Annotated in this window: 25 protein-coding genes; 4 read left to right on the top strand and 21 right to left on the bottom strand. The window is 65.6% G+C overall.

Features of this window, described 5'->3' with window-relative positions; translation table 11 throughout:
- Positions 1–143: hypothetical protein (locus A5771_RS23960; RefSeq protein ID WP_165606158.1), on the bottom strand; the 143-nt coding region annotated here is incomplete at its 3' end.
- A 45-nt stretch (positions 144–188) separates the two neighbouring features.
- Positions 189–1,022 carry a mycofactocin-coupled SDR family oxidoreductase gene (locus A5771_RS10535; RefSeq protein WP_064855170.1) on the bottom strand — a complete coding sequence of 278 codons (834 nt, stop codon included), beginning with the start codon at positions 1,020–1,022 and terminating at the stop codon, positions 189–191.
- 190 nt (positions 1,023–1,212) lie between these two features.
- Between A5771_RS10535 and A5771_RS10540 the strand changes: the two genes are divergently transcribed.
- The 4 genes from A5771_RS10540 to A5771_RS10555 are packed head-to-tail and all read left to right on the top strand — an operon-like array spanning position 1,213 to position 5,601.
- Positions 1,213–1,995, top strand: a complete 783-nt coding sequence (locus A5771_RS10540) for an enoyl-CoA hydratase/isomerase family protein (protein ID WP_064855171.1) — start codon at positions 1,213–1,215, stop codon at positions 1,993–1,995.
- The gene (locus tag A5771_RS10545) at positions 1,992–2,891 is read left to right on the top strand and encodes an alpha/beta hydrolase (RefSeq protein ID WP_064855172.1); all 900 of its coding nucleotides are present in this window, start codon (positions 1,992–1,994) and stop codon (positions 2,889–2,891) included. Before A5771_RS10540 ends, A5771_RS10545 begins: the two co-directional genes overlap by 4 nt.
- Positions 2,888–4,267: a flavin-containing monooxygenase gene (locus A5771_RS10550; protein ID WP_207545426.1), complete on the top strand. Its 1,380-nt coding sequence runs from the start codon at positions 2,888–2,890 to the stop codon at positions 4,265–4,267. Before A5771_RS10545 ends, A5771_RS10550 begins: the two co-directional genes overlap by 4 nt.
- Positions 4,268–4,302: 35 nt before the next feature.
- Complete coding sequence (locus tag A5771_RS10555) at positions 4,303–5,601, top strand: PucR family transcriptional regulator (RefSeq protein WP_131808909.1); 1,299 nt, start codon at positions 4,303–4,305, stop codon at positions 5,599–5,601.
- Between the two features lie 3 nt (positions 5,602–5,604).
- Here the strand turns inward: A5771_RS10555 and A5771_RS10560 are convergent, their stop codons facing one another.
- From A5771_RS10560 to A5771_RS10650, 19 genes are all read right to left on the bottom strand, one after another.
- Entirely contained in the window at positions 5,605–7,158 is a 1,554-nt protein-coding gene (locus tag A5771_RS10560; protein ID WP_064855174.1) for an acyl-CoA synthetase, read from the bottom strand.
- A 161-nt stretch (positions 7,159–7,319) separates the two neighbouring features.
- Positions 7,320–8,135 (bottom strand): enoyl-CoA hydratase/isomerase family protein, encoded by an 816-nt coding sequence (locus tag A5771_RS10565; protein WP_064855241.1) that lies wholly within the window; start codon positions 8,133–8,135, stop codon positions 7,320–7,322.
- A complete protein-coding gene (locus tag A5771_RS10570) occupies positions 8,119–8,949 on the bottom strand; it encodes an SDR family NAD(P)-dependent oxidoreductase (RefSeq protein WP_064855175.1) in 831 nt (276 codons plus the stop codon). The genes A5771_RS10565 and A5771_RS10570 overlap by 17 nt, the downstream gene beginning before the upstream one ends.
- A gap of 24 nt (positions 8,950–8,973) precedes the next feature.
- Positions 8,974–9,384 (bottom strand): MaoC/PaaZ C-terminal domain-containing protein, encoded by a 411-nt coding sequence (locus A5771_RS10575; RefSeq protein ID WP_064855176.1) that lies wholly within the window; start codon positions 9,382–9,384, stop codon positions 8,974–8,976.
- The gene (locus A5771_RS10580) at positions 9,381–9,836 is read right to left on the bottom strand and encodes a MaoC family dehydratase N-terminal domain-containing protein (RefSeq protein WP_064855177.1); all 456 of its coding nucleotides are present in this window, start codon (positions 9,834–9,836) and stop codon (positions 9,381–9,383) included. The genes A5771_RS10575 and A5771_RS10580 overlap by 4 nt, the downstream gene beginning before the upstream one ends.
- Positions 9,837–9,838: 2 nt before the next feature.
- Positions 9,839–11,023, bottom strand: a complete 1,185-nt coding sequence (locus A5771_RS10585) for a lipid-transfer protein (protein WP_064855178.1) — start codon at positions 11,021–11,023, stop codon at positions 9,839–9,841.
- 50 nt (positions 11,024–11,073) lie between these two features.
- Complete coding sequence (locus tag A5771_RS10590; protein ID WP_064855242.1) at positions 11,074–11,922, bottom strand: alpha/beta hydrolase-fold protein; 849 nt, start codon at positions 11,920–11,922, stop codon at positions 11,074–11,076.
- Positions 11,923–12,164: 242 nt separating this feature from the next.
- Positions 12,165–12,821 carry a CAP domain-containing protein gene (locus A5771_RS10595; RefSeq protein ID WP_064855179.1) on the bottom strand — a complete coding sequence of 219 codons (657 nt, stop codon included), beginning with the start codon at positions 12,819–12,821 and terminating at the stop codon, positions 12,165–12,167.
- A 35-nt stretch (positions 12,822–12,856) separates the two neighbouring features.
- Positions 12,857–13,258, bottom strand: a complete 402-nt coding sequence (locus A5771_RS10600; protein ID WP_064855180.1) for a DUF732 domain-containing protein — start codon at positions 13,256–13,258, stop codon at positions 12,857–12,859.
- A 13-nt stretch (positions 13,259–13,271) separates the two neighbouring features.
- Positions 13,272–13,865, bottom strand: coding sequence for a hypothetical protein (locus A5771_RS10605; protein WP_207545427.1), 594 nt, complete (start codon positions 13,863–13,865; stop codon positions 13,272–13,274).
- Positions 13,866–13,953: 88 nt separating this feature from the next.
- On the bottom strand, positions 13,954–14,523 hold the full coding sequence (locus A5771_RS10610) for a mammalian cell entry protein (protein WP_109401096.1): 570 nt from the start codon (positions 14,521–14,523) through the stop codon (positions 13,954–13,956).
- Entirely contained in the window at positions 14,487–15,941 is a 1,455-nt protein-coding gene (locus A5771_RS10615; protein WP_064855181.1) for an MCE family protein, read from the bottom strand. The genes A5771_RS10610 and A5771_RS10615 overlap by 37 nt, the downstream gene beginning before the upstream one ends.
- A 1-nt stretch (position 15,942) precedes the next feature.
- Positions 15,943–17,097, bottom strand: coding sequence for a virulence factor Mce family protein (locus A5771_RS10620; RefSeq protein ID WP_064855182.1), 1,155 nt, complete (start codon positions 17,095–17,097; stop codon positions 15,943–15,945).
- Positions 17,094–18,416 (bottom strand): MCE family protein, encoded by a 1,323-nt coding sequence (locus A5771_RS10625; RefSeq protein WP_064855183.1) that lies wholly within the window; start codon positions 18,414–18,416, stop codon positions 17,094–17,096. The genes A5771_RS10620 and A5771_RS10625 overlap by 4 nt, the downstream gene beginning before the upstream one ends.
- Positions 18,413–19,750, bottom strand: a complete 1,338-nt coding sequence (locus tag A5771_RS10630; protein WP_064855246.1) for an MCE family protein — start codon at positions 19,748–19,750, stop codon at positions 18,413–18,415. The genes A5771_RS10625 and A5771_RS10630 overlap by 4 nt, the downstream gene beginning before the upstream one ends.
- Positions 19,747–20,775, bottom strand: a complete 1,029-nt coding sequence (locus tag A5771_RS10635) for an MCE family protein (protein WP_082947175.1) — start codon at positions 20,773–20,775, stop codon at positions 19,747–19,749. Before A5771_RS10635 ends, A5771_RS10630 begins: the two co-directional genes overlap by 4 nt.
- A gap of 54 nt (positions 20,776–20,829) precedes the next feature.
- On the bottom strand, positions 20,830–22,197 hold the full coding sequence (locus tag A5771_RS10640) for an MCE family protein (protein WP_064855184.1): 1,368 nt from the start codon (positions 22,195–22,197) through the stop codon (positions 20,830–20,832).
- 2 nt (positions 22,198–22,199) lie between these two features.
- Positions 22,200–23,051 (bottom strand): ABC transporter permease, encoded by an 852-nt coding sequence (locus A5771_RS10645; protein WP_064855185.1) that lies wholly within the window; start codon positions 23,049–23,051, stop codon positions 22,200–22,202.
- Positions 23,048–23,815, bottom strand: coding sequence for an MlaE family ABC transporter permease (locus A5771_RS10650; RefSeq protein ID WP_064855247.1), 768 nt, complete (start codon positions 23,813–23,815; stop codon positions 23,048–23,050). The genes A5771_RS10645 and A5771_RS10650 overlap by 4 nt, the downstream gene beginning before the upstream one ends.
- Positions 23,816–24,086: the final 271 nt, after the last annotated feature.

A 24,086-nucleotide genomic window follows, 5' to 3' on the forward strand; every position in this document is an offset into this window, starting at 1 on the left:
AACACCTCGCCGGTGACCGGGGTGGCGTTCTCGAAGTACTCACCGGTCACCGGCGCCTCCCACTGCCCACCGATGAAATTCCCATAGCGGGACTCGTAACTCATCAGCGCCCCCACGGACCCCGGACGTGCGAAAACAGTCATTTCTCCTCCATTTGCGTGGCCCGAAAGCGCGTGCATTCCCGAGAGCTATTTGACGGTCAAACCCGCATCCACCGGTAACGTGACGCCGGTGATGTAGCGGCCCGAATCCGAGCACAGGTAGACCAGCGCCTCGGTCACGTCGCGACACTCGACCATCGGAACAGGAAGTAGATTCTCCAGTGCCGCACCGAATTCGGGGTGCTCGCCGATGTACTGCTCCACCTGGGGATTCTGAATCATCGGCGTCGCGACACCGGTCGGGTGCACCGAGTTGACCCGGATACCGTGTTCGGCCAGTGTCGTTGCGTAGTAACGCATGAGGCCGACAACACCATGCTTGGCGGCGGTATACCCGGCGCCGCCATGGCTCTTGGTCGCGAATCCGCGTCCGACTGATTTGAGGCCGGCCGCCGAACTGGTGATGACGACGGCGCCCCCGTCACCGTGCGCCAGCAGGGACGGCAGGGCCGCCTCGACAGTGAAGTACACACCGTTGAGCATCACGTCGATCGCATCCACGAAGGCGGCGAGCTGGCTCGACTGATCGCCGAATACCGGTCCGATACCGGCGTTGGCCAGTACATAATCGATCCTGCCCAACTCCGCGACCGCGTTGTTCACCACCGCAGTCAGTTGTTCGAGGTCGCGCACGTCGGCCTGCTCCGCGATGATTCGCCGGCCGGTCTTCTCGACCAGGTTGGCCGTCTCATCCAAGTCTTCGGGTGTGCTCATCGGGTAGGCGACGCTGTCCAACTGCCGGCACAGATCGACGGCGATGATGTCGGCGCCTTCCTCGGCGAATCGCACCGCGTGGGCTCGGCCCTGACCCCGGGCGGCACCGGTTACAAGTGCCACCTTGCCGTCGAATCGCAATGTCATGGTGTTACCCCTCGTCGGACGAAGCGTCCACTGTGGTCGTGTCAAACGTGTTGCGCACCTGCCCTATTGTGGCGTCGCACACCGGTATGGGAAGGGCATCCGACGCCTTCGGTGTCACTGCACAAAGCGACTCGGGTTCTCTGTGCCGCATGACATGGTTCGCGGCCGAATTCCACGCTTAGCTTCCCTCATGGCTCATGTCCGGATCGATCGGATCGATCGTGTCGCGCATCTGGTGCTAGACCGCCCGGAGCGGCGCAACGCCATCGACGAGGAGCTCGTCGAGGACCTCATCACGGCGATCGCCGAACTCGAGGCCGCCGAGGGGATCGGTTGTGTGGTGGTCCGGGGTGACGGGCCGGGGTTCAGCGCCGGGATCGATGCGTCCACGCTGGCCAAGCTCGCCACACCCGACGAACTGCGACGCATTCGCGGCGCCTTCGTGGCCGCCTATGATCGCCTCGAAGGCCTCCCGATTCCGACGATCGCCAGTGTGCACGGATGGGCCATCGGAGCAGCTTTCGAGCTGGCGTTGGCATGTGACCTGCGGGTGGTCGCCGCCGACGCGACCCTGGGCCTGCCGGAGACCCGGATGGGCGTGGTGCCCGACGTCGGGGGAACGGGTCGACTGACATCGCTCGTCGGTCCGGGCCGGGCCAAGGAGCTGATCCTCACCTCGGCGATGATCGACGGAACGCACGCAGGCCGGCTCGGCATCGCCAACCGCGTCGCACCCAGCAGCAAATTGGCGGCCGCAACCGCGTCGCTGGCCGACGAACTGCTCGCCTGTTCGGTCACCGCCAACGGGTTGGCCAAACGCATCATCGACCGTGCCGCACGACCGACGTGGGATGACACGCTGGACGCGGAACTCGACGCGCAATTGCGGTGCATCGAGACGCCTGAGTTCGGCGAGGCATATCGCCGGTTTCTCGCCGCGCCGGGTGCCAACACCCCTACGGCGCGACGATGAAGCGTTCCGAGATCGCGATTCCGGCCGGTGGCACCACGATCGCGGCGTGGCACTACGCCGCCGACGGCACGCAGCAACGACCGTGTGTGGTGATGGCCCACGGGTTCTGCGGTACCCGGGATGCCGGACTGGTGGGTTTCGGCGAGCGCTTCGCCGACGCCGGGATCGACGCACTGTGTTTCGACTATCGCGGGTTCGGAGCTTCAGGAGGCCGTGAGCGACAGATCGTCGATTTCGTCGCCCAGCAACTGGATTATCACGCGGCAATAGATGCCGCCCGTGAACTGCCCCATGTCGACGGCGTTGCGATCTGGGGAATATCGCTGTCCGGCGGGCATGTGTTCGCGGTCGCCACCGAGCGACAGGACCTCATCGGGGCGATCGCCGTGACACCGATCGTCGATGGGCTGACCACCATGTTGAGGATGCAGCGGTCGATTCCTCCGCGGGCCGCGATCCGGCTGGGGACGAGCGCAATTCGTGATGCCATCGGCGCCTGGGCCGGACGTCCACCGGTGATGATGCCCGCCGTCGGGCCACCACGAAGTGCTGCGATGCTCACCACGCCCGACGCCCTGCCAGGTTACCTGGCAATAGCGAGCGAGGCGCCACTGTGGCGTAACGCCTTCGCTGCCAGGGTGCTGCTCGCCGTGCCGAGATATCGGCCGGGCCTGTTCGCCGACCGCGTCGGTTGCCACATGCTGGTCCAGATCGCCGGATCCGACCGCAACGCACCACCCGACTTGGCCCGCGCGGCTGCCCAGCTCGCAAACGCCGTCGTACGCGAGTACCCCGGTTCCGGACACTTCGACGTCTACGACCGAGGTTCCGCCTTCGAAGCGGTAGTCGCCGACCAGATCTCGTTCCTAGCGTCTCTCTCGGAAAGGACCAGATGATGCTCTTCCCAGCCAATGATCGCCAACGCGCCTGCGTGATCGGCGCCGGCTCGGCAGGCCTGGCCGCGTGCGCGGGCCTGAAACGTGCCGGGGTCGCCTTCGACTGTTATGAGAAGAGTGACCGCGTCGGCGGTCTCTGGGTTTTCGACAACCCCAGCGGTACCGCCGCCGCGTACCGCACCCTGAGCTCCAACGCACCGAAGGCCTACATGGGTTACCACGACTTCGCCATGCCCGATGACCTTCCGGACTACCCCAGCCACTGGGACTTCGCCCGCTATTTCGACGACTACGCACGGCATTTCGGTCTGCACGAGCACATCCGGTTCAAGACCGAGGTCACCCGGGTGTCGCCGGTGTCCGGCGGGGGCTTCGAGGTGAGCCTGGCCGGTGGCGCCACCGAAACGTATGACTTCGTGCTGGTCGCCAACGGTCACCACTGGGACCGGCGGATGCCGGACCCGATGTTTCCCGGGACGTTCGACGGAACCATCATGCATTCTCGCGACTACCGCGAGCCGGCGTTCATGGCGGGCAAACGAGTCGTGGTCGTCGGTATCGGAAACAGCGCGGTCGACATCGCCTGCGAGGCGGCGCACGTCGCCGAGGCGACCTACCTCTCGGTTCGCCGGGGAGCTCACATCATGCCCAAGTACGCGTTCGGGATGGCACCGCCGAACTGGTTGCTCAATTCCGCGTCGCACAAGCCCGGACGAGTCGTGCTGGGCGCGCTCATGCGGCTGGTGAACGGCCGCGCCCAGGACTACGGCCTGCCCGTCCCGGATCACGCATTCGGCGACGCGCATCCCACTATGTCGGCGGGCATCATGGATGAGCTACGGCTGGGCAGGATTTCACCCAAACCACAGATCGCCGAACTGCTCGGCGACCAGGTTCGCTTCGTCGACGGATCCGTCGAGCGAGTCGATCTGATCGTCTGTGCCACCGGCTACAACATCACTTTCCCGTTCTTCGACGAATCGTACGTTTCAGCGCCCGACAATCAGATCGCGCTCTACCACCGGGTGGTGCACCCGGATCGGCCCGGATTGTTCTTCGTCGGCCTGTGCCAACCGCTCGGCGCCATCCAGCCGCTGGCCGAGTTGCAGGGCAAATGGATAGGTGAACTGTTGTCGGGGAGCTGCGCGCTGCCCGACACCGATCAGATGCGGCGGGCGATCGAGGCCGACCAACGTGCGCTGCGTAAGCGGTTCATCGCCTCGACCCGCCACACCGTCCAAGTCGATCACAATCACTACCTCAAGGCGTTGCGGCGCGAGATCCGCGTGGGGCGCCGGAGAGCCCGCCAACTAGGATCGGCTCGCAGCACCCGACCGGCCCCGCAGGCTGCACCCGCGATCGGCCGTTCAACCTGACCATCGGGCCACCATTGGCCGGTAAGGTGACTCCGATGGCCAACCGGCTCACTGCGAACGAGGCGATCATCGCGTGCGCTTCCGGTCTGCTCGCCAGCATCGACGACGTGACGGTGAAGCTGTCCAAACAGCTCGCCGGATCGGTCCCTGAGTTCTTCGAGGACGACGATCTGGTGCGGGAGGTCGAAGCCAGCGCCCAGGGCAACGTCGCCGCGATGCTGTCGGTGTTTCGCGGGGAGACGGCCGCCGAGGACGTGCCGATCCGGCCTGAGGTCACCGCGTTCGCCGCCGCCGTCGTCCGTCGGCAGCTGCCGCTGGAATCCCTGATTCAGGCCTACCGGGTGGGGCAGACCCTGTTCTCCCGCCTCTGGATGGATGCGCTGGCGGAACAGATCAACGAGCAAGAGGTTTTCGTCGGTGCGCTGCACCGCAGCTTCGACGAACTCAACGTCTACCTCGACCGCGTGGTGGCTCAGCTGGTCGCCGACTATGAGCGAGAGCGGGAGCGGTGGCTACGCGGAGAGGCAGCGCGCCGCGCCGCACTCGTCGGCCGGCTGCTGCGAGGCGATCGGATACCGATCGACCATGCCAGCCGCCAGCTGGGCCATGATCTGCGCGCACCCCAGACCGCGCTGGTGGCATGGATGCCGACGCAGGGCGAGGTGGACCAACAGCTCGCGACCCTCGAGACATCCCTGACGGCTATCGGGTCGGCGGCGGGCGTGACGCGCATGCTGATGCTGCCGGCCGGTACCTGCACGGTGTGGGCGTGGATCGCCGGCAACCTCGACACCGACCGCCTCGCCGAGTGCTCCGGCGTGCCACGGGACAACGACGTACTGGTCGCGGCGGGCCAGACCGTGCAGGGTGAGGACGCGTTCCGGATCAGTCACGAACAGGCGCTGCGGGCCCGCCACGTCGCCTCCCACATGCCGTCCCCACCGCGCATCACCCTGCATGCCGATGTCGCCACCGTCGCACTGCTCGCCGGTGATTACCAGGAGGCCCGACGGTTCGTCATCCGGACCCTGGGCGAGCTCGCCAGCCGGACGGCGGCCTCCGCACAGTTGCGGGAAACCCTGAGGGTCTTCCTCCAGGAGGGGGGCAACACCCGCAGAGCGGGCGAACGGTTGTTCATGCATCGAAACACGGTGCTCTACCGGCTGCGGCGTATCGAGGAGCTGATCGGCCATCCTCTCGACAAACGACGGCTGGACGTGGAGGTGGCGTTGTTGTTCGTCGACACGTTCGGCGACGAGGTCTTACCCTTCGAACACCGGCTGCCGGCCAAACCCGCTTCGGCAGAAGGTGAATCGCCGACCAAGCCGTCCTAGGTCTCACCCGACCCGGCAACCGGCTTTGTCTCGGTATCGCCTGCGCAGTTCTCGCTTGAGCACCTTGCCTGCTGCAGACGTCGGCAGTGCCTCGACGAAATCCACACTCCGCGGGGCCTTGTAGCCGGCGATGTAGCGCTTGGAGTCCGCCCGGATCTCCGCACCGGTGGCCGAGGCACCGGGTTGCAGGACGACGACGGCGTGTACGCGTTCACCCCATTGCATATCCGGAACACCGATCACGGCGCACTGGGCCACCGCGGGATTGCGGGCGACCGCGTTCTCCACTTCTACCGAGTACACGTTCTCGCCGCCGGTGACGATCATGTCCTTTATCCGATCGACGACGAAAACGTAGCCGTCTTCATCCATCCGACCGCCATCACCGGTGTGCAACCACCCGTCCCGAATCGCGGCCGCGGTCGCCGCGGGCTTGTTCCAATAGCCGAGCATGACGTTGCCTCCGCGAACGACGATCTCGCCAACACTTCCCCGCGGCACTTCCGCACCCGCCTCATCGACGATGCGGACCTCACAGTTGAGCGCGGCCCGGCCGGCTGAGGCCAGCAGCCTCTCCGAGGCGTGGCCCTCCGGCCCGAGTAGGGTCGCTATCGGCGCGAGTTCGGTCATTCCGTACGCCTGCGTGAACGCCACCTGCGGCAGTGCGGCCGAGGCCCGCTCCAGCAACGCCTTCGGAATCGATGACCCCCCATAGAAGATTCCCCGCAAGCTGGACAGGTCGTAGGAGGACAGGTCGGGGTCATCGACGATCGCCTGGATCATGGTCGGCACCAACCCGGCGTCGGTCACCCGGTGGGATTCGACGGCCGCCAATACGGCCGTCACCTCGAACCGGGGCACGATCACATGCGTGCCGCCGAGCAGTGTGGTGACCCCCCATGCGGTCAATCCCGCCAGGTGGAACATGGGGGCCGCATGCAGGCTCCGGCTCAGCTGTCGTGATCGGAACATGTAGCCGGACGCGGCGGCACCGAGCCACGACGTCATGATCGCCGCATGGGACAGCATCACTCCTTTGGGCTCTCCGGTGGTACCACCGGTGTAGAAGACGCCGGCCAGCTGATCACCACCCCGACGCGCATCCGGCACCCCCGCAGCGTCGTTGATCAGCTGCTCATAGGGCACCGTTCCCTCGGGGGCCGCATCATCGCCGCAGTAGATCACCGTCGTCAGGTGCGGGCAGGCCGCCCAGATCTCGGCGAGCATCTCCCGGTGGGCCCGGTCGATGAGCAGCACGTTGGTGGCGGAATCCGTCAGCGCGTAGCTGATCTCGTCCGGGCTCCAACGAATGTTCAGCGGGTTGAGCACTCCGTCTGCCCACGGGACGGCCAGTAGGTACTCGTGATAGCGCTGCGAGTTCAGCGACAGCATCGCGACCCGGTCACCCGCACGCACCCCCAGGCCACGCAGGCCTCCGGCCAGCCGCCCGACCCGCCGGGCCACAGCCTGAAATGTCAGTTCCCTGCCGTCACCGACGATCATGGTCGCATCGGGCGTCTGCTGCAGCCCACGGTGCAGTCCCTGCGTCACATACATTTTCCGTCCTCCCGGCCGGCCCTGCACCTGGTCACCATTGCGATGAAGGTCTTTGCCCGAAAGATATGTCATGGAATAGCCTTCTGGCCGAATGTTTTTCGATGTCTGTGCCAGCCGTGGACAGCAGGCCGATACTTTGTCCCACCGCACAAACCCCCCGCTCAGCCCCCGCCGGGCGATGCGGTCGGACGGGACTCGCGGTTGCGCTTCGAGGCGAATCCCCGGATATTCTCGGCTGCGGTCCCGGTGCGCAGCGCGATCTCCTGTTCGCGGTTCTCGGCCGCCAGTTGTTCCCGGAGACCGCACCGAGCGGCCCCATCGATCAGCTTCCGGGTCGCCACCACCAGCCGGGCCCGCCGGGCCAGTTCTTCGGCGAGCGTGTGGGCCCTGGGCGTCAACTCCTCGTCGGGGACCGATTGCCAGATCAGGCCCCACTGTTCGGCTCGATCCGCGCTGATCCGGGCGCCCGTGATTGACATACCGAGTGCCCTGGCCCGACCCAGGGTGCGCGGCAGCGCCCAGGTGGCACCGGCGTCCGGCACCACCCCGAGCGCACTCACTTGCGGCACAACGAAGTACGCCGACTCGGCCGCGATCGCGATATCGGCGAGCAGCGCCAGCCCCAGTCCGCCACCGGCACAGGGACCGTTGACCGCGGCTACCACCGGGACGGACGCGTGGGCTATCGCTTCACACAACGGATTCAGGCTGGCGGCGATGCCGGCGGGTACCGACACCTGAAGATTCCCGCCACCGGCGTCCAGTTCGACCAGATCGTAGCCGGCACAGAATCCGCGGCCGGCGCCGGTGATCACCAGCGCCCGCACGTCGCCACGGGTACAGAGACCCTCGATTGCAGCGCGCGTCTGGTCCATGACGCTCCAGGTCAGCGCGTTCAGCCGTTCCGGACGGCGCAGTGTGATGGTGCCGATCCCCCGGTGAATCGAGGTGGCGACATGCTCAGATGTTGAAGCCACCGGCACAGACCACAATCTGCCCGCTGATGTAGTCGGACTCCGGCGTACACATCAGGTACACCGCGCCGGCTGCATCGTCGGGACTGCCACTGCGCCCCAGGGGGATCGACATCTCCATCTGCGCCAACAGGTCCGGGTTGACGCCGACCTTGATCTCGCGGCCCTCGATCTCGATGCTGCCGTCCTCATCGCCGGCGGTGCTGGTGAGCCGGGTCTGAATCAGGCCGAACGCAACCGTGTTGACCGTGACGTTGTAGCGGCCCCACTCCTTGGCCAGAGTCTTGGTCAGGCCCGTCACGCCGGCCTTGGCGGCCGCGTAGTTAGCCTGCCCGGGGTTTCCGCCCAGCCCCGCGACCGAGGAGATGTTGACGACCTTGCGGCACGGGACCGCCTCGCCGGCGGCTTTCGCGGCTTTGGCCAGCCCCGAGATGACCGGCTGCGCCGCCCGCAGGATGCGGAAGGGCGCCTTTAGATGCACATCCAAGATGGCGTCCCACTGCTCGTCGCTCATCTTCTGGATGACCGAATCCCAGGTGTAGCCGGCGTTGTTGACAATGATGTCCAGCCCACCGAAGGTGTCCACCGCGGCGTCGACGAATCGTTGGGCGAAAGCGTCCTCGGTGACGTTGCCTGCCGCCGGTACCGCCCGGCCACCGGCACTGACGATGGCCTGCGCGGTTTCCCTGGCCGGCACCTCATCGAGGTCGTTGACGACTACCGCGGCGCCCTCGGCCGCCAGTTTCAGCGCGATGTGGCTCCCGATTCCCCGACCGGCGCCGGTCACGATGGCCACTTTGCCGTGCAGATTTCCCATGAGAGTCCTCTCGTGTTGGTTGAGTCAGAGCGCCACGACGGCATCGCCGGCCAGCGTGACGGTGCCGTCGGCCAGGGTGACCGAGAGCTCGAGCGTGGCCCGCTGCTCGCCGTCCACGGTCTCGACGGACACGATCCGGCCCCGAGCGGTCGGTTCGGCGTTGACCGGTGTTATGGCGGCGAACCGCACGCCGTAGGACCGAATCGCCTCGGGGCGAACCCAAGCGGTCAGCAGCCGCCCCAGGTAGGCCATCGACAGCATGCCGTGGGCGAAAACGTCCGGCAGCCCGGCTGACTTGGCCACATCGATGTCGATATGAATCGGATTATGGTCTCCGGAGGCGCCGGCGAACAAAGCCAGTGTGGTGCGGCTGACGGCTCCGAAACGGAGCGGCGGGAGCTCGGTTCCCACCTGTGCCGCAATAGTGTTCGTCATTTCGCTGCCTCCGGTTTCCGCACCACCAGAACTGATCTGAGCTCGGCGACGAGTTCGTCGCCGCGTGTCACGGCAGTCTCCTTGACGACGAAGCCCAGTGCGCCGCCCTTCTTGGTGTAGGCGTCGACGATCTTCGGCGCGGCGACCACTTCGTCGCCGGCGTACAACTGGCCGTGGTAGGCGAATCGCTGCTCGCCGTGCAGTACGTGACGCAGGTCGATGCCGAGTCCGCTGACCCAGTCGAAGGGATCGGGGCGCTCCAGCTCGATGGAGAACAGGAACGTCGGCGGCGCCGGAAGCGCGGGGTAACCAGCGTCTTTCGCCGCGCGCTCATCGGTATAGACGGGATCGGTCTCGCCGATGGCCTTGGCGAAGAACCTCAGCCGGCCGGCGTCGATGACCAGGTGGGTGTGCGGCAGTTCGGTGCCGATCGCGGCGGGATCGATGGCCATGGTCAGCCCACCTTCTCGTAGAGCGTGACGACAGCCGCGCCGCCGAGTCCGATGTTGTGCTGCAGTGCCAACCGCACGCCCTCGACCTGCCGTGCGCCGGCGGTCTCGCGCAGTTGCCAGACCAATTCGGCGCATTGCGCAAGTCCGGTGGCACCCAGTGGGTGTCCCTTGGACAGCAGTCCGCCGGAGGGGTTGGTGACGACACGGCCGCCGTAGGTGTTGTCGCCGTCGGCGATGAACTTCTCCGCGGTGCCCTCGGGGGTCAGGCCCAGCGATTCGTAGGTGAGCAACTCGTTGGTGGTGAAGCAGTCGTGCAGTTCCACTACCGCGATGTCCTCGGGGCCGACGCCGGCTGCCTCGTACACCTGCTGTGCGGCCGCCTTGGACATGTCGACGCCGACGATCTTCATCATCGAGCGATCTTCGAACGTGGACGCCGAATCGGTGGTCATGGCCTGGGCCCGCACGGCGACAACGGGATTCAGCCCGTGTTTACGCGCATAGCTTTCGCTGACCAGAACGGCTGCGGCCGCACCGCAAGTGGGCGGGCAGCACTGCAGCCGCGTCAGGGGTCCGTAGATCACCGGTGAGGCGAGCACCTCTTCGGCCGTGACCGGATCCCGGAACACCGCGTAGGGATTGTTCGCCGCGTGTGCCCGGGCCTTGACCGCGATCTGGGCGAATACCGCTGGATCCATCCCGTATCGCTCGCAGTATTCGCGGCCGGCGCCGCCGAAATACTGTGCGGCGAAAGGGGCGTCGCTGTCGCCCTGGATTGCATGGACCACGGTTCCGAAGCTGTCGAACGGTGTCGGCCGGTCGGTATAGGACATCCCCAGCGCGCCCCGTTGCATCTGTTCGAACCCCAGGGCCAGTACCACGTCGGCAATGCCGTGTTCGATCGCCTGGCGTGCCAGGAACAGTGCCGAGGAACCGGTGGCGCAATTGTTGTTGACGTTGACCACCGGTATACCGCTGGCCCCGATTCGGTAGAGCGCGGCTTGGCCGGAGGTCGAGTCCCCGTATACGTAACCGACATAGGCTTGCTGCACCGTCTCGTAGGACAGTCCGGCGTCGGCCAGCGCCGCGCGGGTCGCCTGCTCCCCCATCACGTCGTAGGTGTCGGTGTTTCGCGGGGTGGTGAACGGGATCATCCCGACCCCTGCGACCAATGCGGACGGTCTCATCTGCGGCTCCTCATCTGTTTGGGTGGCTTGCGTTCGGGCATCGCACGGGGCTATCGGATGGCGGCGGCCAGATCACCTGACATGGCCTTCAGTTGCCGGGCCCAGGTCGGCCAATCGTGGTTGCCGCCTTCCTGAAAGTCGAAATGCCCGTTGTCCCCGCCGACGGCCCGGAAGTGGCGATAGAAGGCGAGGTTGCTGCCGTGCGCCTGATCGCAGTAGCCGATCATCGCGGCGGGGTCGGCACACACCGGGTTCGACGGGCTGTACACCCACACCCGGGTCTTGTTGGCCACCAGGGTCGCCACGTGGACGTCCGGGTCATGCCACTTCCACCGTCCGAATTGCGCCGGCCCCCACATGTTCTGGGTGTCCACCCCGCCGTAGCGCGCGAGACCGTCGCCGAGGGCGCCGACGACGTTCGTCTTCGACGGCGTCAAGAACCCGGACAGTGACCCCGCGTAGCGGTAGCGGTCGGGATGGAAGGTGGCCAGGGTCAGGGCGCCGGTTCCGCCCTGCGCGGCCCCGACGATCCCGTGCCCGCCCGGCGCCAACCCCTTGTTCGCGGCCAGCCAGTCCGGGAGCTCTTGGGACAGGAAACTTTCCCACCGACGGCTGCCGTCCTGCTCCCAGTCCGTGTAGAGGCTCCAGGCTCCGCCGGCCGGCGCCACCACCGCTATGCCTTTGCCCGCGAAGGCGTTCATGGCATCACCGAGCGTCACCCAGTTGCTGGTCTCGGGCGCTGCGTTGAAGGCATCGAGGAGCACGGTGGCATGCGGCCCGCCGGGCGCGAAGGCGACCGGGATATCACGGCCCATCGCCGCGGAGGGAACCATCAGATACTCGACCGAATCCGCACGCGCCGGTGCCGCGTTCCCCACGCAGAGGCCGAGCATCACCATGATGATGCCCCGAAGAAGGTTCATGGGTCTTCCTGTCGAGAATCGCTTGGAACTCGGGCCGGTGGCGGAGAAGGTCTGGTACGTCATGTCTTTCCCTGTCCTTGGCAGCTGCGTGCCACCCGGTTCGACGGTACTAATTTTTTAATCTGAATTCAATAGCTGACTTGATCTGGTTCCTGCCCGGTGTCGATTACGCTGTTGGACAGCCTGATTCGACGCAGTCGACTAGGTCCGCCGCTTCCCTAAGTCGCCGGGTAGGCGGGCGGTGGGAAGATCCCCCGCAGAATCCTGGCCCACCAGTTGTTGCCGAACTCGATCTCGTCACTGGCGTCGTAGTCCGGGCTCGGCCCGATCGGCACCGGGTGAGTTCCCCGCTGACTCATATCGATCGGGTCCTGCGGCTGCCCGTAGACGGCCACCACCACGGTGCGGTCGGCGCTGTTCGCCGACCAGACACCGATCTGGGTGTTGGCGCAGTTCGACATGATGTCGAAGGAGACGGGATCGTAGTACCACTTGTTGATCAGTTCGATGCCACTGATCGCCAGCGCGGGGTGGATCGCCACGGTCTGGGCCACCGCACCGCGGAACCCGGCCGCGCTGGCGCGCGCCTGTGGGGTGGAGCCGTCTGACCCGATGTCCCCGGTCAGCTCACGGTGATTGAGCAGGTCGTCGGTGTGCCACTGGGCGGCCCGCTGCAATTGCGGGTCGATTCTGATGTCGTTGGTGCAGCCGGCCTGATGCTGCATGGTGTAGACGTTGGCCACCACGCCGTCATTGAGCCGCTTGTTGTTCGGGATCAGGGTGTTGTTGTCGTTATCGGCGTACGCGGCCGGTGCTGTCAGCACCCCGGTGAGCACGGCTCCCAGGGCCGGCAGCGTGAGCAACTGAAACTTCATACCGCTCCTTTCTCCTCGTCAGGGCCCGTCTCCGGCTAGGGGAACCCCGGGCCCGGCGGCCGGTAGTGCGCTGCCGAGTTGCGTAACTGCCAGATCAGGTCGGGACAGAGCTCGTTTACCGCCTGCGAGATCAGATATGACGCGTGGTAGTCATCGGACGTGCGGAAGTCGGCCTGCACTTCGGTGATGAGCCGCCCGTAACCGACGTCGCGGGACACCTTTGCGCAGATGCCGTACCCGTAGTCGAGGGCCTCTTCGGCGTTGGCGAAGCCATAGCCCGGCCGCATCGTCACTCCGATCAGATAGGCCAATTTCTTGTCGGGCTCCACATCTGCATGCGAGCACGGGGCGACGGACGTCAGGGCGATCCCGGACAGCACCGACGCGATCACCGCCAGCGATTTCACCGATCTGTCGAGTTTCGCGAAGAAGTCCATGGTCGCCACCGGCTCAGATGGGATCGAAACCGGAGATGAGCCAGCGGCCGTCGATCTTGTCGAGCGTCACGCGGATGCTGGAGGCGGTGTCGGTTGGGGCGTCGCTGCCGACGATCGCGGACTGATTGACGAAGACCAGCACCACGGCGTGATCGGGCGTGGCCGACACCGATGCTGCCGCGGGGACGTTGGCCACCGTCGAGATGCGTTTCTGTTTCGCTCCGGGAATGACGACATCACGCGTCAGGCCTGCGTAGGAGTCACGGAATTCGCCGGTCAGCCGATCTTGCGCCGCCGCCAACTGGCCCTCTACGTTCTCGGGCTGATAGGACAGCATCGCCACGACGGACTCTCTTGCGGCTTCGACCGATTCGGTGCGCGCGATCTGGGAGTTGCGAGCGGACGAATCCCAGTACTTCAACACCGACGCGCCCAGGGCCGGGGCCAGTACCAGTAGCGCCGCCATCCCGTAGACGAACACCGGACGCCGCAACAATCGCCGTCGGGCGCCGGCACCCCCATCAGCGCCGCCACCGGAATCCGCCGCATCGCCGGGTTCGGCGAGGTCATCGTCATCCGGTGCGGGCACCACGTCGACGGATCCCACCTCGTCTTCTGCGGGTCGAAGATTGGCCAGAACTGTCACCTGTGATCACTTCCCTGCTCTGTGGTCGATTTGCTTCGCCGGGGTTCGGTTACGGGACGAATGCGACATTGGAGACCTTTTCCTGGCCGTCGACTCGGGTCACCGAGATCCGCATCCGCCACGCCCGCGGGAGTTGCTCTGCCGCACCGGCGTTGGTGGTGTTGACGCTGACCGCGACCAGCACTTGCGCCTCGTCGGCGGTCTGCTGCTCGATGCCTGCCTCGGTGACGGTGCCGACCGATTTCGCCTGAGCTGTCTTGACGATCTCGATGAAGGGCTGCGAACGGTTGCTGAAATCCTCGTAGAACGTTCCGGTCGCGGAATCCAGCACGCGCTGCACATCGGCCTCGGCATGCTCGTGGTCGATGGTGGTGAGGTTCAGCGCACCCTGCTGCGCCGCACGGAGGAACTGCTCGCGCTGCACCTCGGCGCGGTGCGACTCGTACGTCCGGAAACCCAGCCAGCCGGCCAGCCCCCCGAACGCCAGCACCGCCACCGATGCGAACACGGCCGCATCCAGCAGGCGTGGCGGCGCACCGGCGGGCGGACCGGTTGGGTCGTCCGGCGACGTCTGCGGCTCGCTTACTCGGCGTTCGGGGGCATCATCATCGACTGCCATGTCTGCTCCTTGTTCGCGGTTCGGGACAGATCGGTCTGGGTGTACACCTGCCCGTCCGGGCCGATGTAGCTTCCGGTGGCGGGGTTGTATTCAGCGACCGCGATCGCCGGCGGCGGGGCGGACGACGGGCTCGGGCTGCTGAGCGTCCCGGGCGGCAATTGCGGAATGTCTTGGCCGGTGATGGTGGCGTTGGGATCGCCCTTCCAGTTCCAGCCGTCGTTGAGCGGCACGTATTCTTCGTCGCTCTCACACATTTTGACCGTCGGCGCCCGCTTGCCCGGCCGCGTCGCGCACGGCACGTTCCGCGCTCCGCGGACATTGAACATGGCATCCTGCGGAATCCGGCAGTACAGTTCACCCTCCGGCCGATCCGGGAAATCCTCCAGGCTGGCCGCGCGCGCCTGCCGGGCCGGCAGATAGCCGGTCAGACACGGGGGCGGCAGGTTGACGTTCAAGTTGAAGCTCAGATACGCACCGCGGTAGCCCTGCTTGGTGTTGCGGTTGGCCAGCCCAGCCCCCTGCAGGATCTCCGTCAACGGCGGGATCAACACCAGAACCTGTTCAAGATTCGGCTGGTAGGCCACCGCGACGTCGCCGACGCTGACAAGGTTGGCCAGCACGATCGGCAGGGTCGGTTGCAGGCTGTCGAACAGTTGGCGTGCCTGGTCGACCCCCGACGCGCCGTTCTTGATCAGGTCGGCGGCCGCGTCGTCCTGGGCACGCAGTTGCTCGGTGACACCGGCCAGGTTCGCAGCCCATCGCTGGATGGAGTCGGCGGTGTCGATCTGTGTGTTGAGCAGCGGTGTGGACTGATCGATCAGGGTGGTCAGCGGTTCGAGATTCTCGTGGGCGTCGATGGCCAGTCTGGTCGACCCCTTCACAAACCGGGAGAGCTCCGGGCCCAGCCCTCCGACCGCGGTCTTGGCCTCACCGACGGCGGTGCGCAGATCGTCGCCGGGGATCGCCCGCAATCCCCGGTTCGTGGCGTCCAACAGCTCGTTGATATCCGGGGGAAGCACCGTGCGCTCGACCGGGATGACGTCGCCGTCCTTGAGCAGCGGGCCCGCGCCACTGCGGGGCACCAGCGTCACGTACTGTTCGCCGATCGCGCTTTGGCTGTGCACCTCTGCGTCGAGGTCGGCCGGAATCCGGACACCGGATTTCAGGGCCAGCACCGCGGAGACTCCGGTGTCGGTCATGGCGACGTTCTCGACGCGTCCGACTTCGACACCGCGATAGGTGACATTGCTGTTCTTGTACAGCCCACCGGTCTTGGGCAGCTGCACGGTCACCTCGTAGCGCCCGACCCCCAGCAGCAGGTCGGGCAGTTCCATGTACCGGAAGGCCATGATCGAGCCACCGACCAGACTGATCGCGATGAAGACGGCCAACTGGGCCATGATGCGTTTGTTCAACATGTCAGGGCCCCTGATCGAAGTGGTAGGGAATCACCAGCGGATTTCCCGGATTGAACGGGCCACCGGCGGTGCAGGGGCTCGGAAACTGTCCGATGGTGCGGCCCCACTGCATTTCCAGGTCGGTGAGGTTGCACTCCCATTTGGTCCCGGTGAAGAACGACGCGTCCAACCGGCTCAGGGTCAAATCGATCACGGCGGTGAGGTTGGCGGCGTCACCGCGGAACCAGTTAGGGATGGTTTCGGTGGCAAACGGATATGTCGGGTACAAACCCAGCGCCCGGGTCAGCGCCGGACCGGCGTTGGCCAGTGATTCCAGTACCGGACCGATGTCTTTGAGTTCTTGCACCAACGCCCGCTTGGTCTGGTTCGTCACGTCCGCGGCCAGCCCGCCGAACTTGCCGAGCCGGTCGGCGGCATCGGCCAGTTGTCGGCGTTCGTCTCTGAGCACGGACAGCGCCTTGGGAAAGGTCTCCAGCGCCTCATCGACCACCGGCTTCTGCTCGGCGAACTTGCCGGCCAGATTGTTCAAGCTGTCCGTCGCCGCGATGATGTCATCGCTTTGCTCGTTGGCATGGGCAATGAACTCGTCCAGCTGATCGATCAGACCGCGCAGCTCTTTCTCGCGCCCGGCGAAGGCGGTGCTGAACGCCCGGGTGATCTCCTGGATCCGCCCGACGCCGCCCCCATTGAGCAACATCGAGACAGCGGCCAGTGTTTGGTCCGTGGTCGGGTAACTGACCGCGGCGGAAAGGGGAATCAGCGAACCCTCGCGCAGCTTTCCCTCCGGTGTGACATCGGGGGGAGCCGCCAACTCGATATGAAGCGAACCCAGCAGGCTGGTCTGGCCCAGTGCGACCGTGGCGTTGGCCGGCAGGTCGACATCGGGGTTGAGCCGCATGGTCAACAATGCATGCCAGCCTTGCCGCTCGATCTTGGTCACGCTGCCCACGGTGACGTCACCGACACGCACCCGCGAGTTGGGTTCGAGCCTGTTGACCTCGGGCAGTTGCGCCCGAACCGTGAAGGCACCGGGGGATCTTCCCTCAGTCCCGGGCATCGGCAGTGAGTTGAGCCCTCGCCATCCGCACCCCGACAGTGCGACAACGGCGATGAGGACGACGACCGTCGAAGCCACCCCCCGCCACCACCGGCTCATGATCCCGCTCCGCTCGGCATCATCAGGCCGGGCAGACCAGCCTGCGGATCCGTCTGCTGCGCAACGGTCACTTCGGTCAGCCCCGGTGGCAGCACGGCGGCATCCTGCGACACGGCCTCGGCCTGCGGCGCCGGATCTTGTTCGGGCACGTGATCCGGCCGCAGCCAGTCCTCGCTGTAGGTGACCTCGTTGGGGCGTGCGCTGGCGCCGACGAACAGGTTCTCGCCCAACGGGAAGAAGTTGTACTGGCGATTCTTGACGATCGGGGCCAGGTACTGCACACACAGTTTTGCCGATTGCTCCGCGTTCTGGCGCGATGCGGCCTGTATCGCGCCGCATACGAAGGAGAGCGGATCGCTGAGATTGTTGGTCGACAGCGCTCCGGTCAGCGTTCCCTGGGCAGGTTGGTAGATGTTGACGAAGTTCTGTGCGGCGGTCGGCAGAACGTGCAGGGTCTGTTTGAGATCGTCGAGGCTGTCCACCAGCGTCTGCGACACCGATGCCAACTTGCCCGAGGTGGTGCCCAGTGTTTCGCGGTTGTCCGCGACAAACGTCTTGACTTGCTTCACCGCGCTGTTGAGGTCGCTGATCGCGTTGGCCACCTCGTTCGGGTTGTTGGCCAACGCCGCGGTGGCGGATGCCAGATTCTGGTTCAGCTTCCGCAGTACCGTGTCGCTGTCCCGAAGCGCCGTAACCAGGATCGACAGATTCCTTACGACGCTGAAGATGTCGCCGCTGTGATCGCCCAGCGCGGAAATCGCTTGGGAGAGCTCGATGATGGTGGTGCGGATGTTGGCACCCTCACCGCGGAGGTTGTCGGCTGCGGTCTGGACGACCTGCCCCAAGGTGCTCACTCCCCCGGCCTCGGTCGGCTGCAGCATCTCGGTGAGGTTCTGCAACTGGTCGCGGAAGTCGTCCCACTCGACCGGGACGGCGGTGCGCTCGCGGGGGATCACCGCGTTGTCCGGCAGAACCGGACCGCCGGCATAGACCGGCGTCAGCTGAATCGCACGCGCGGTGACCAGTGACGGTGACAGGACCGCCGCCTTGGCGTCGGCCGGCACCTGGTACTTGTCGTCGAACCAGAAGCGAATCTTCACCCGCTCGGGTTGCGCTTCGATGCTCTGGATGCGACCGACCCGGACACCGAGGATGCGGACCTCGTCGCCGACGAAGATTCCGTTGCTGTTCTCGAAGTAGGCGGTCACGTGTGTCCGCCCGAGTCGACTGCTCAACGAGCCCAGCGTGTACACCCCGGCTGCCAGCACGGCCACCAGGAGAGCGGCCAATCCCATGCGAAGTTTTCGGGATGTGATCATCGGCCCTCTCCCGGTGCGGCAGCGGGTACTTCACCCGGGGCCGGAACGAACACCGGTTTCGGGGTGGGTTCGGCCGTGGACTGTTGACCGGGCGGCGACGGTGCCGGCGGTCCGGGCGGTGGTCCTCCCGGCGCTGGCGCCGGGGGCGGCTCCCGATAGGGGTAGCAGCCCGTGCCCGGCAGCGCGCAAGGTTGATCGCCGGGGTTTCCGGTGATGGCATCCGGGAGGTACACCCGGGGCGGCCCGCCCTGGCCGGTGCGCGGATAGGGCACCGGCAACGGCGGCGTGCCCTGCTGGCCGGTCGGCGGGTCGGTCAGCTCGGATGGCAGCAGCACGTTCGGATCAAGGCCCAGATCGGAGAACGCCGAGTCGATGTAGGGCTGGATGAACTGTCCGGGAACCAGATTGGCGACGTAGGCCTTGAAGAACGGCCCCGACGACAGCGACTCCCCCAATCCGATGACGTACCAGCTGAGCCGCTTCAGGTACTCCTGCACCTCCGCCTTCCTATTCTCGACGGTGGCCAGCACCCCGTTCAGCTTCTCCAGTGCCGGTTTGAGGGTCTGCCTGTTGTCCTCCACAAACCCGCTGAGCTGTTTGCTGACTCGGGAGATGTTGCCGGAGATGTGGTCCAGCGCGGCGCTTTCGCTGTTGAGCTGGCCCAGCAGATCGTTGGTGTCATGGACCAGGCGGACGATCTGATCACTGCGCTCAGACAACACGCCGGTCACATTGCGCGCGTTGGACAGAAGGTTCCGTAGCTGGGCGTCGCGTTTGTTCAGGACGCTGGACAGCCGCGCCACCCCCGCGGTGGCGATCTTGAGGTCCGGTGGGGTGTCGTGGAACGTCTGGGCCAGCACCCGCAGTGAATCCGACAGCTGCTCGGTGTCGAGCCCGCTGATGGTCGCGGTCAGATCTCCGAGCGCATCGGGCAGCTGATAGGCCGAAGTGGTGCGTTCCAGCGGGATGGTCTGGGACAACCGACCGTCGCCACGCGGGGTGACGCCCAGCATCTTGGTGCCCAGCAGGCTCTTCGTCTTGACCGCCGCCTCGGTCCGGTCACCGAGCCGCACCTTGTCGGCGACTTTGAACTTCACCAGTACTCGATCGCCGTCGAGGGTGACGCTGTTGACGCTGCCGACCCGCATACCCGCGACCTGGACTTCGGCGCCGGGGGTCAGGCCACCGGCCTCGGCGAAAAACGCCGAGTAGGACTTCCCCGAAGAGATGACCGGAAGCTCGTCGTAGTACCAGGCGCCGAGGGCGACCGCGGCGGTGAGTACCGATCCGATGATCCCGATCGCGGCGAGGTTGCGTTCCCGGAAGGTTCTCACTTCGGCGTGCACCTTCCCGAGGTCTGCTCGGCGACCTTGACATACATCGGCTGACCGCCCTTGCCGTTGAGCTTGAGCGCCACTTCGCAGAAGTAAAAGGTGAAGTAATCACCGTAGAGCGCTTGGCGATTCAGGATGCGCAGCGCGGTGGGCAGATTCTCGAGCACATGGTCGACGTAGCCCTGGTCGGCGAGCACGGTCGATGCGGTGCGATCGGTCTCCTGCACCGCTTTCTGCAGGGGCGGCCGGGCCTGCGCAAGCAGGTCGGCGAGCGACGCCGTCGCCGCATTGACGTAGGCGACACCGTCGCTGATGTCTTGCTTGCGGTCGGCCAGTCCCTTCATCAGACCGGACAGGGACTCGACCGCCGTCGCGAACTTATCGCTGCGATCGCCCAGCGATCCGAGCACGGTGTTCAGGTTGCCGATGACCTGGCCGATCAGCAGGTCGCGGTCGGCCAGGGTGTTCGTCAGCGCCGCGGTCTGGCTCAGAAAGGATCCGATGGTGACGCCCTGGCCCTGGAAGGCCGCAATCAACTGGCCGGCCAACGCGTTGACCTGCTCAGGGTCCAGCGCGCGGAACAGCGGACGAAAGCCGCCGATCAGCACGTCCAGGTCCAGCGCCGGCTCGGTCCGGTCGGCCGGGATGTTGCCGCCCGGAGCCAGGGTCCGCGTTCCGCCCACCCCCTGCTCGATGGACAGATAGCGGCCGCCGATCACGTCCCCCCACCGGATCACCGCCCTGCTGCCCTCGGTCAAGACCACCGAGTCGTCCGCGCTGAACGCCACCTCGACGTTCCCGTTGTCTTTCAGCGCAATACGTTTGACCTTGCCGACCTCGACCCCAGCGATCCGTACGAAGTTCCCGTTGGCCAATCCGGTCACATCAACGAACTCCGCCGTGTAGTGGCGCGCGGAATCGAACCGGAACTGACCGAATATGGTCAGCAGTGCGAACATTCCGAGCATGGTGACGACCACGAAGGCGCCGAGGCGCCACACGGTGTGCCTCAAATTAGCTTTCACGGTGACCGTGCCCCCTCCAGCTGTCTTGTGGGTTCATGACGACGGGTTCGCGGATCAGGGTTCCGGGGGCGGTGCCACCGGTGTCGGCGCCGGAGGCACGCCGGGGAACAGCGGCACCCCACCGGGCCCGTACTGCGCCGCCCCGTAGGGAGGCGTGCCGAACCCCAACTCGGGCTGAGGCCCCACCGCCGGCCCCGGCAGGCACTGCCGGACTGCCGGAGGCAGTGGCACCGCGCGGGTGACGCGGAACCAGTCCGCGAAGCAGTGCTGCCCGATGCCCGGGTTGGGGCGCAGGTCGAGGCCGGTTCCCCAGCCGGTATTGGTGACCAGATGGCGAACCGGGAAGTTCTTGGCGACGTCGGGCAGCGAGCCGCATCCCGGCTTGCCTCCCGGGCCGCCCTTGGCCGCAGTGATCGGCAGGTTGTCGGGGTACCGGTAGATCTCGTCACCGAGCAGCAAAGCGACGTCCACGATCAGCGACGAACCGTTCGCGCCGCCCATATAGTCGGCCAGCCCGTAGTCATCGAGCGCCGTCTTGGCCCCGAGCAGTGTGCAGGTGAGTTGCGGATCGTACTTGAGCAGCAGGCCGGTGGTGGGCTCGAGGGCGTTGACCGACCGGACCAGGTTGTCGCGGTTCGGCCCGACCAGGTCGATACCGCTGTGCGCGAAACCCACCAGGTTGAGCAACAGGTCATCCAGGTCTGCCGCGTTGTCGGCGATCGTCGCGCTGGTTATGCTGGCCGCTGACAGCGTTCTCAAGATGTCTTCTGCCGCAGCGTTGTACGTATCGGAGAAACTCTTCAATGCGCGCCAATCCCCATGAACGGTCCGGCTTCGGGCATTCAGTGCGACCAATGTGTGGTATGCCCCGGTGGTGGCTTGGCCGATCCGCTCCCCCTGTCCGCCCACACCGTCGGCAACGGCGGAGAGCACCGCGTTCAATTCGACCGGGTCGACCTGCTTGATCACGCCGACCAGATTCTGGAAAACGGTGTTGACCTCGGTCGTGACGTTCTCCGATTTGAGGACCGAGCCGGCCGCCAGGGGCACCGGGCTGGGGCGGTCCGGATCGACCAGTTCGACGAACTTAGCGCCGAAGGCGGTGGTAGCCGAGATCCGAACCCCGACGTTGCTCGGAATGTGACGGATTAGCCGCGGGTCGAATTCGAGCCTCAGGCTGACCGGCTGTGAGCCACCGACGATCTGGCCGACACGGCCGACTTGAACTCCACGCATCTTCACCTGAGCGCCGGTCTCCATGACCAGACCGGCACGGTCGGACACCATCGTCACTGGGACAGAGCGTTGGAATGACCGGTTGAAGCACTGCCCCACCAGCCACGCCGCCAGCATCACGAAGACGACGAAGATCGCTGCCCACCAACGGGGGTGGATCCACGATTCGGTTCTCCTGGCTCTCATCGCTAACCCGCCAGGTGGAAGTTGCCCGATTGACCGTAGACGGCCAACGTGATCGCCACCGTGACCAGGACCGCCGCCAGCACCGAAGCGCGAGTAGCCCGGCCCACGGCCTCACCGACTCCGGCCGGACCACCCGACGCGGTGAATCCGTAATAGGTATGGATGATCATGATCGTGATGCTTGCGATCGCGACCTGAATGAACGACCAGATCAAGTCCGTTCGATTCAAGAACGTGTGAAAGTAGTGGTCGTAGACGCCCGAGGACTGACCATAGATCACCGTGGTGCCGAAACGTGCGGAGAAGAAGGTCATCAGCACGGCCACGCAGTAGAAGGGGATGACCACGATCAGTCCGGCCAGCACTCGGGTAGAAGCCAGGTAGGAGATGGCGCGGACCCCGATGACCTCGAGGGCGTCGATCTCCTCATTGATTCGCATCGCCCCGAGTTGGGCTGTTGCACCGGCGCCGATCGTTGCCGCCAAGGCGAATTCAGCGGTCAACGGTGCGAGGATCCGCACGTTGAAGTAGGCCGACGCGAATCCGGTCAGGGCTTCCACCCCGATCTGTCCCAGCTGGCTGAAGCCCTGCGCGGCGATGAGTGCGCCGGTGGACAGCGTCAGGATGCCGACCACCGCCACAGTGCCGCCGATCATCGCCAGGGCGCCCACCCCCAGGCTCATCTGTGCCACCTGCCGCACCAGCTCGACCCGGTAGTGCAGGAAGACCTCTCGGATCGAAGTCAGTGTCATGACGTGGAATTGGATCTGAGCGCCGAGCCGGTCCCAGCCCGACGCCCATCGACTCAGGGTTCGGCCGAATTCGATGGACCCGAGGCTTGCCGGGCGGTTCATGGCGTCACCCTGAAACCAATGGCGGTCACCACGGTATTGATGACAAACAGCGCCATGAACGAGAACACCACCGTCTCATTCACCGCGTTGCCCACACCGGCAGGACCACCTCCTACCGAAATGCCCTTGAAACACGCGATCAGACCGGCCGTGAGGCCGAACAACGTGGCCTTGACCAAGCAGACGACGACATCGCTGAGCCCGGTGATCAACGTCAGGCCTGCTACAAAAGCACCCGGCGTGACGTGCTGAAAGTAGACCGAGAAGACGAAGCCGCCGGACAGCCCCACCAACACCACGAGTGGCGACAACAACAGAGCGACCAGGGTGGCGGCCAACACCCGCGGAACCACCAGCGCCTGAATCGGGTCGATGCCCATGACCCGTAGCGCGTCAAGTTCCTCCCGGATGGTGCGCGCCCCCAGGTCCGCGCACATCGCGGTGGCCCCCGCGCCAGCGACCACCAAAACCGTAACCACAGGACCGATCTGGAGTACCGCGCTCAATGCGGCACCGGTACCGGAGAAGTCTGCCGCCCCGATCTCGCTCAACAAGATGTTGAACATGAACACCGCCAGGACGGTGAACGGGATGGACAACACCATGGTGGGAACCAGCGAGACTCGCGCAACGAACCAAGCCTGCAGCAAGAACTCACGCCATGCGAACGGCGGCCGGAACATCTGGATCACCGTGTCGAGCGCCATCGCGAAGAATTCACCGAGTGCACGCACCGGCTTGTCCACGGCCACGGCGCTACGCATCACAACACCGCGCATCGGCTGGGCTTGACCGGAGCGGAACCGTGAGCAGGACCGTCCGGTGACCAAGGCATACAGCCCTACCATTCCCCGCCGACCTCGAGGGCGGGCATGTCGCAGTATTCGGAGAGTACAAGCCAGTCCCCCCAGCCGTCGGTCAGTCTTGCCGCTGCCACAGAGTGAAGTGGTTCACGTGTTGAATCGAAATTAAACAACATTCCTTCAGGGCATGCAAGCGTTCTGCGAAACCTCCCGCTACGGTCCTTCTGCCACG

It is taken from the genome of Mycolicibacter sinensis (assembly GCF_001667375.1).
GTDB lineage: Bacteria > Actinomycetota > Actinomycetes > Mycobacteriales > Mycobacteriaceae > Mycobacterium > Mycobacterium sinense_A.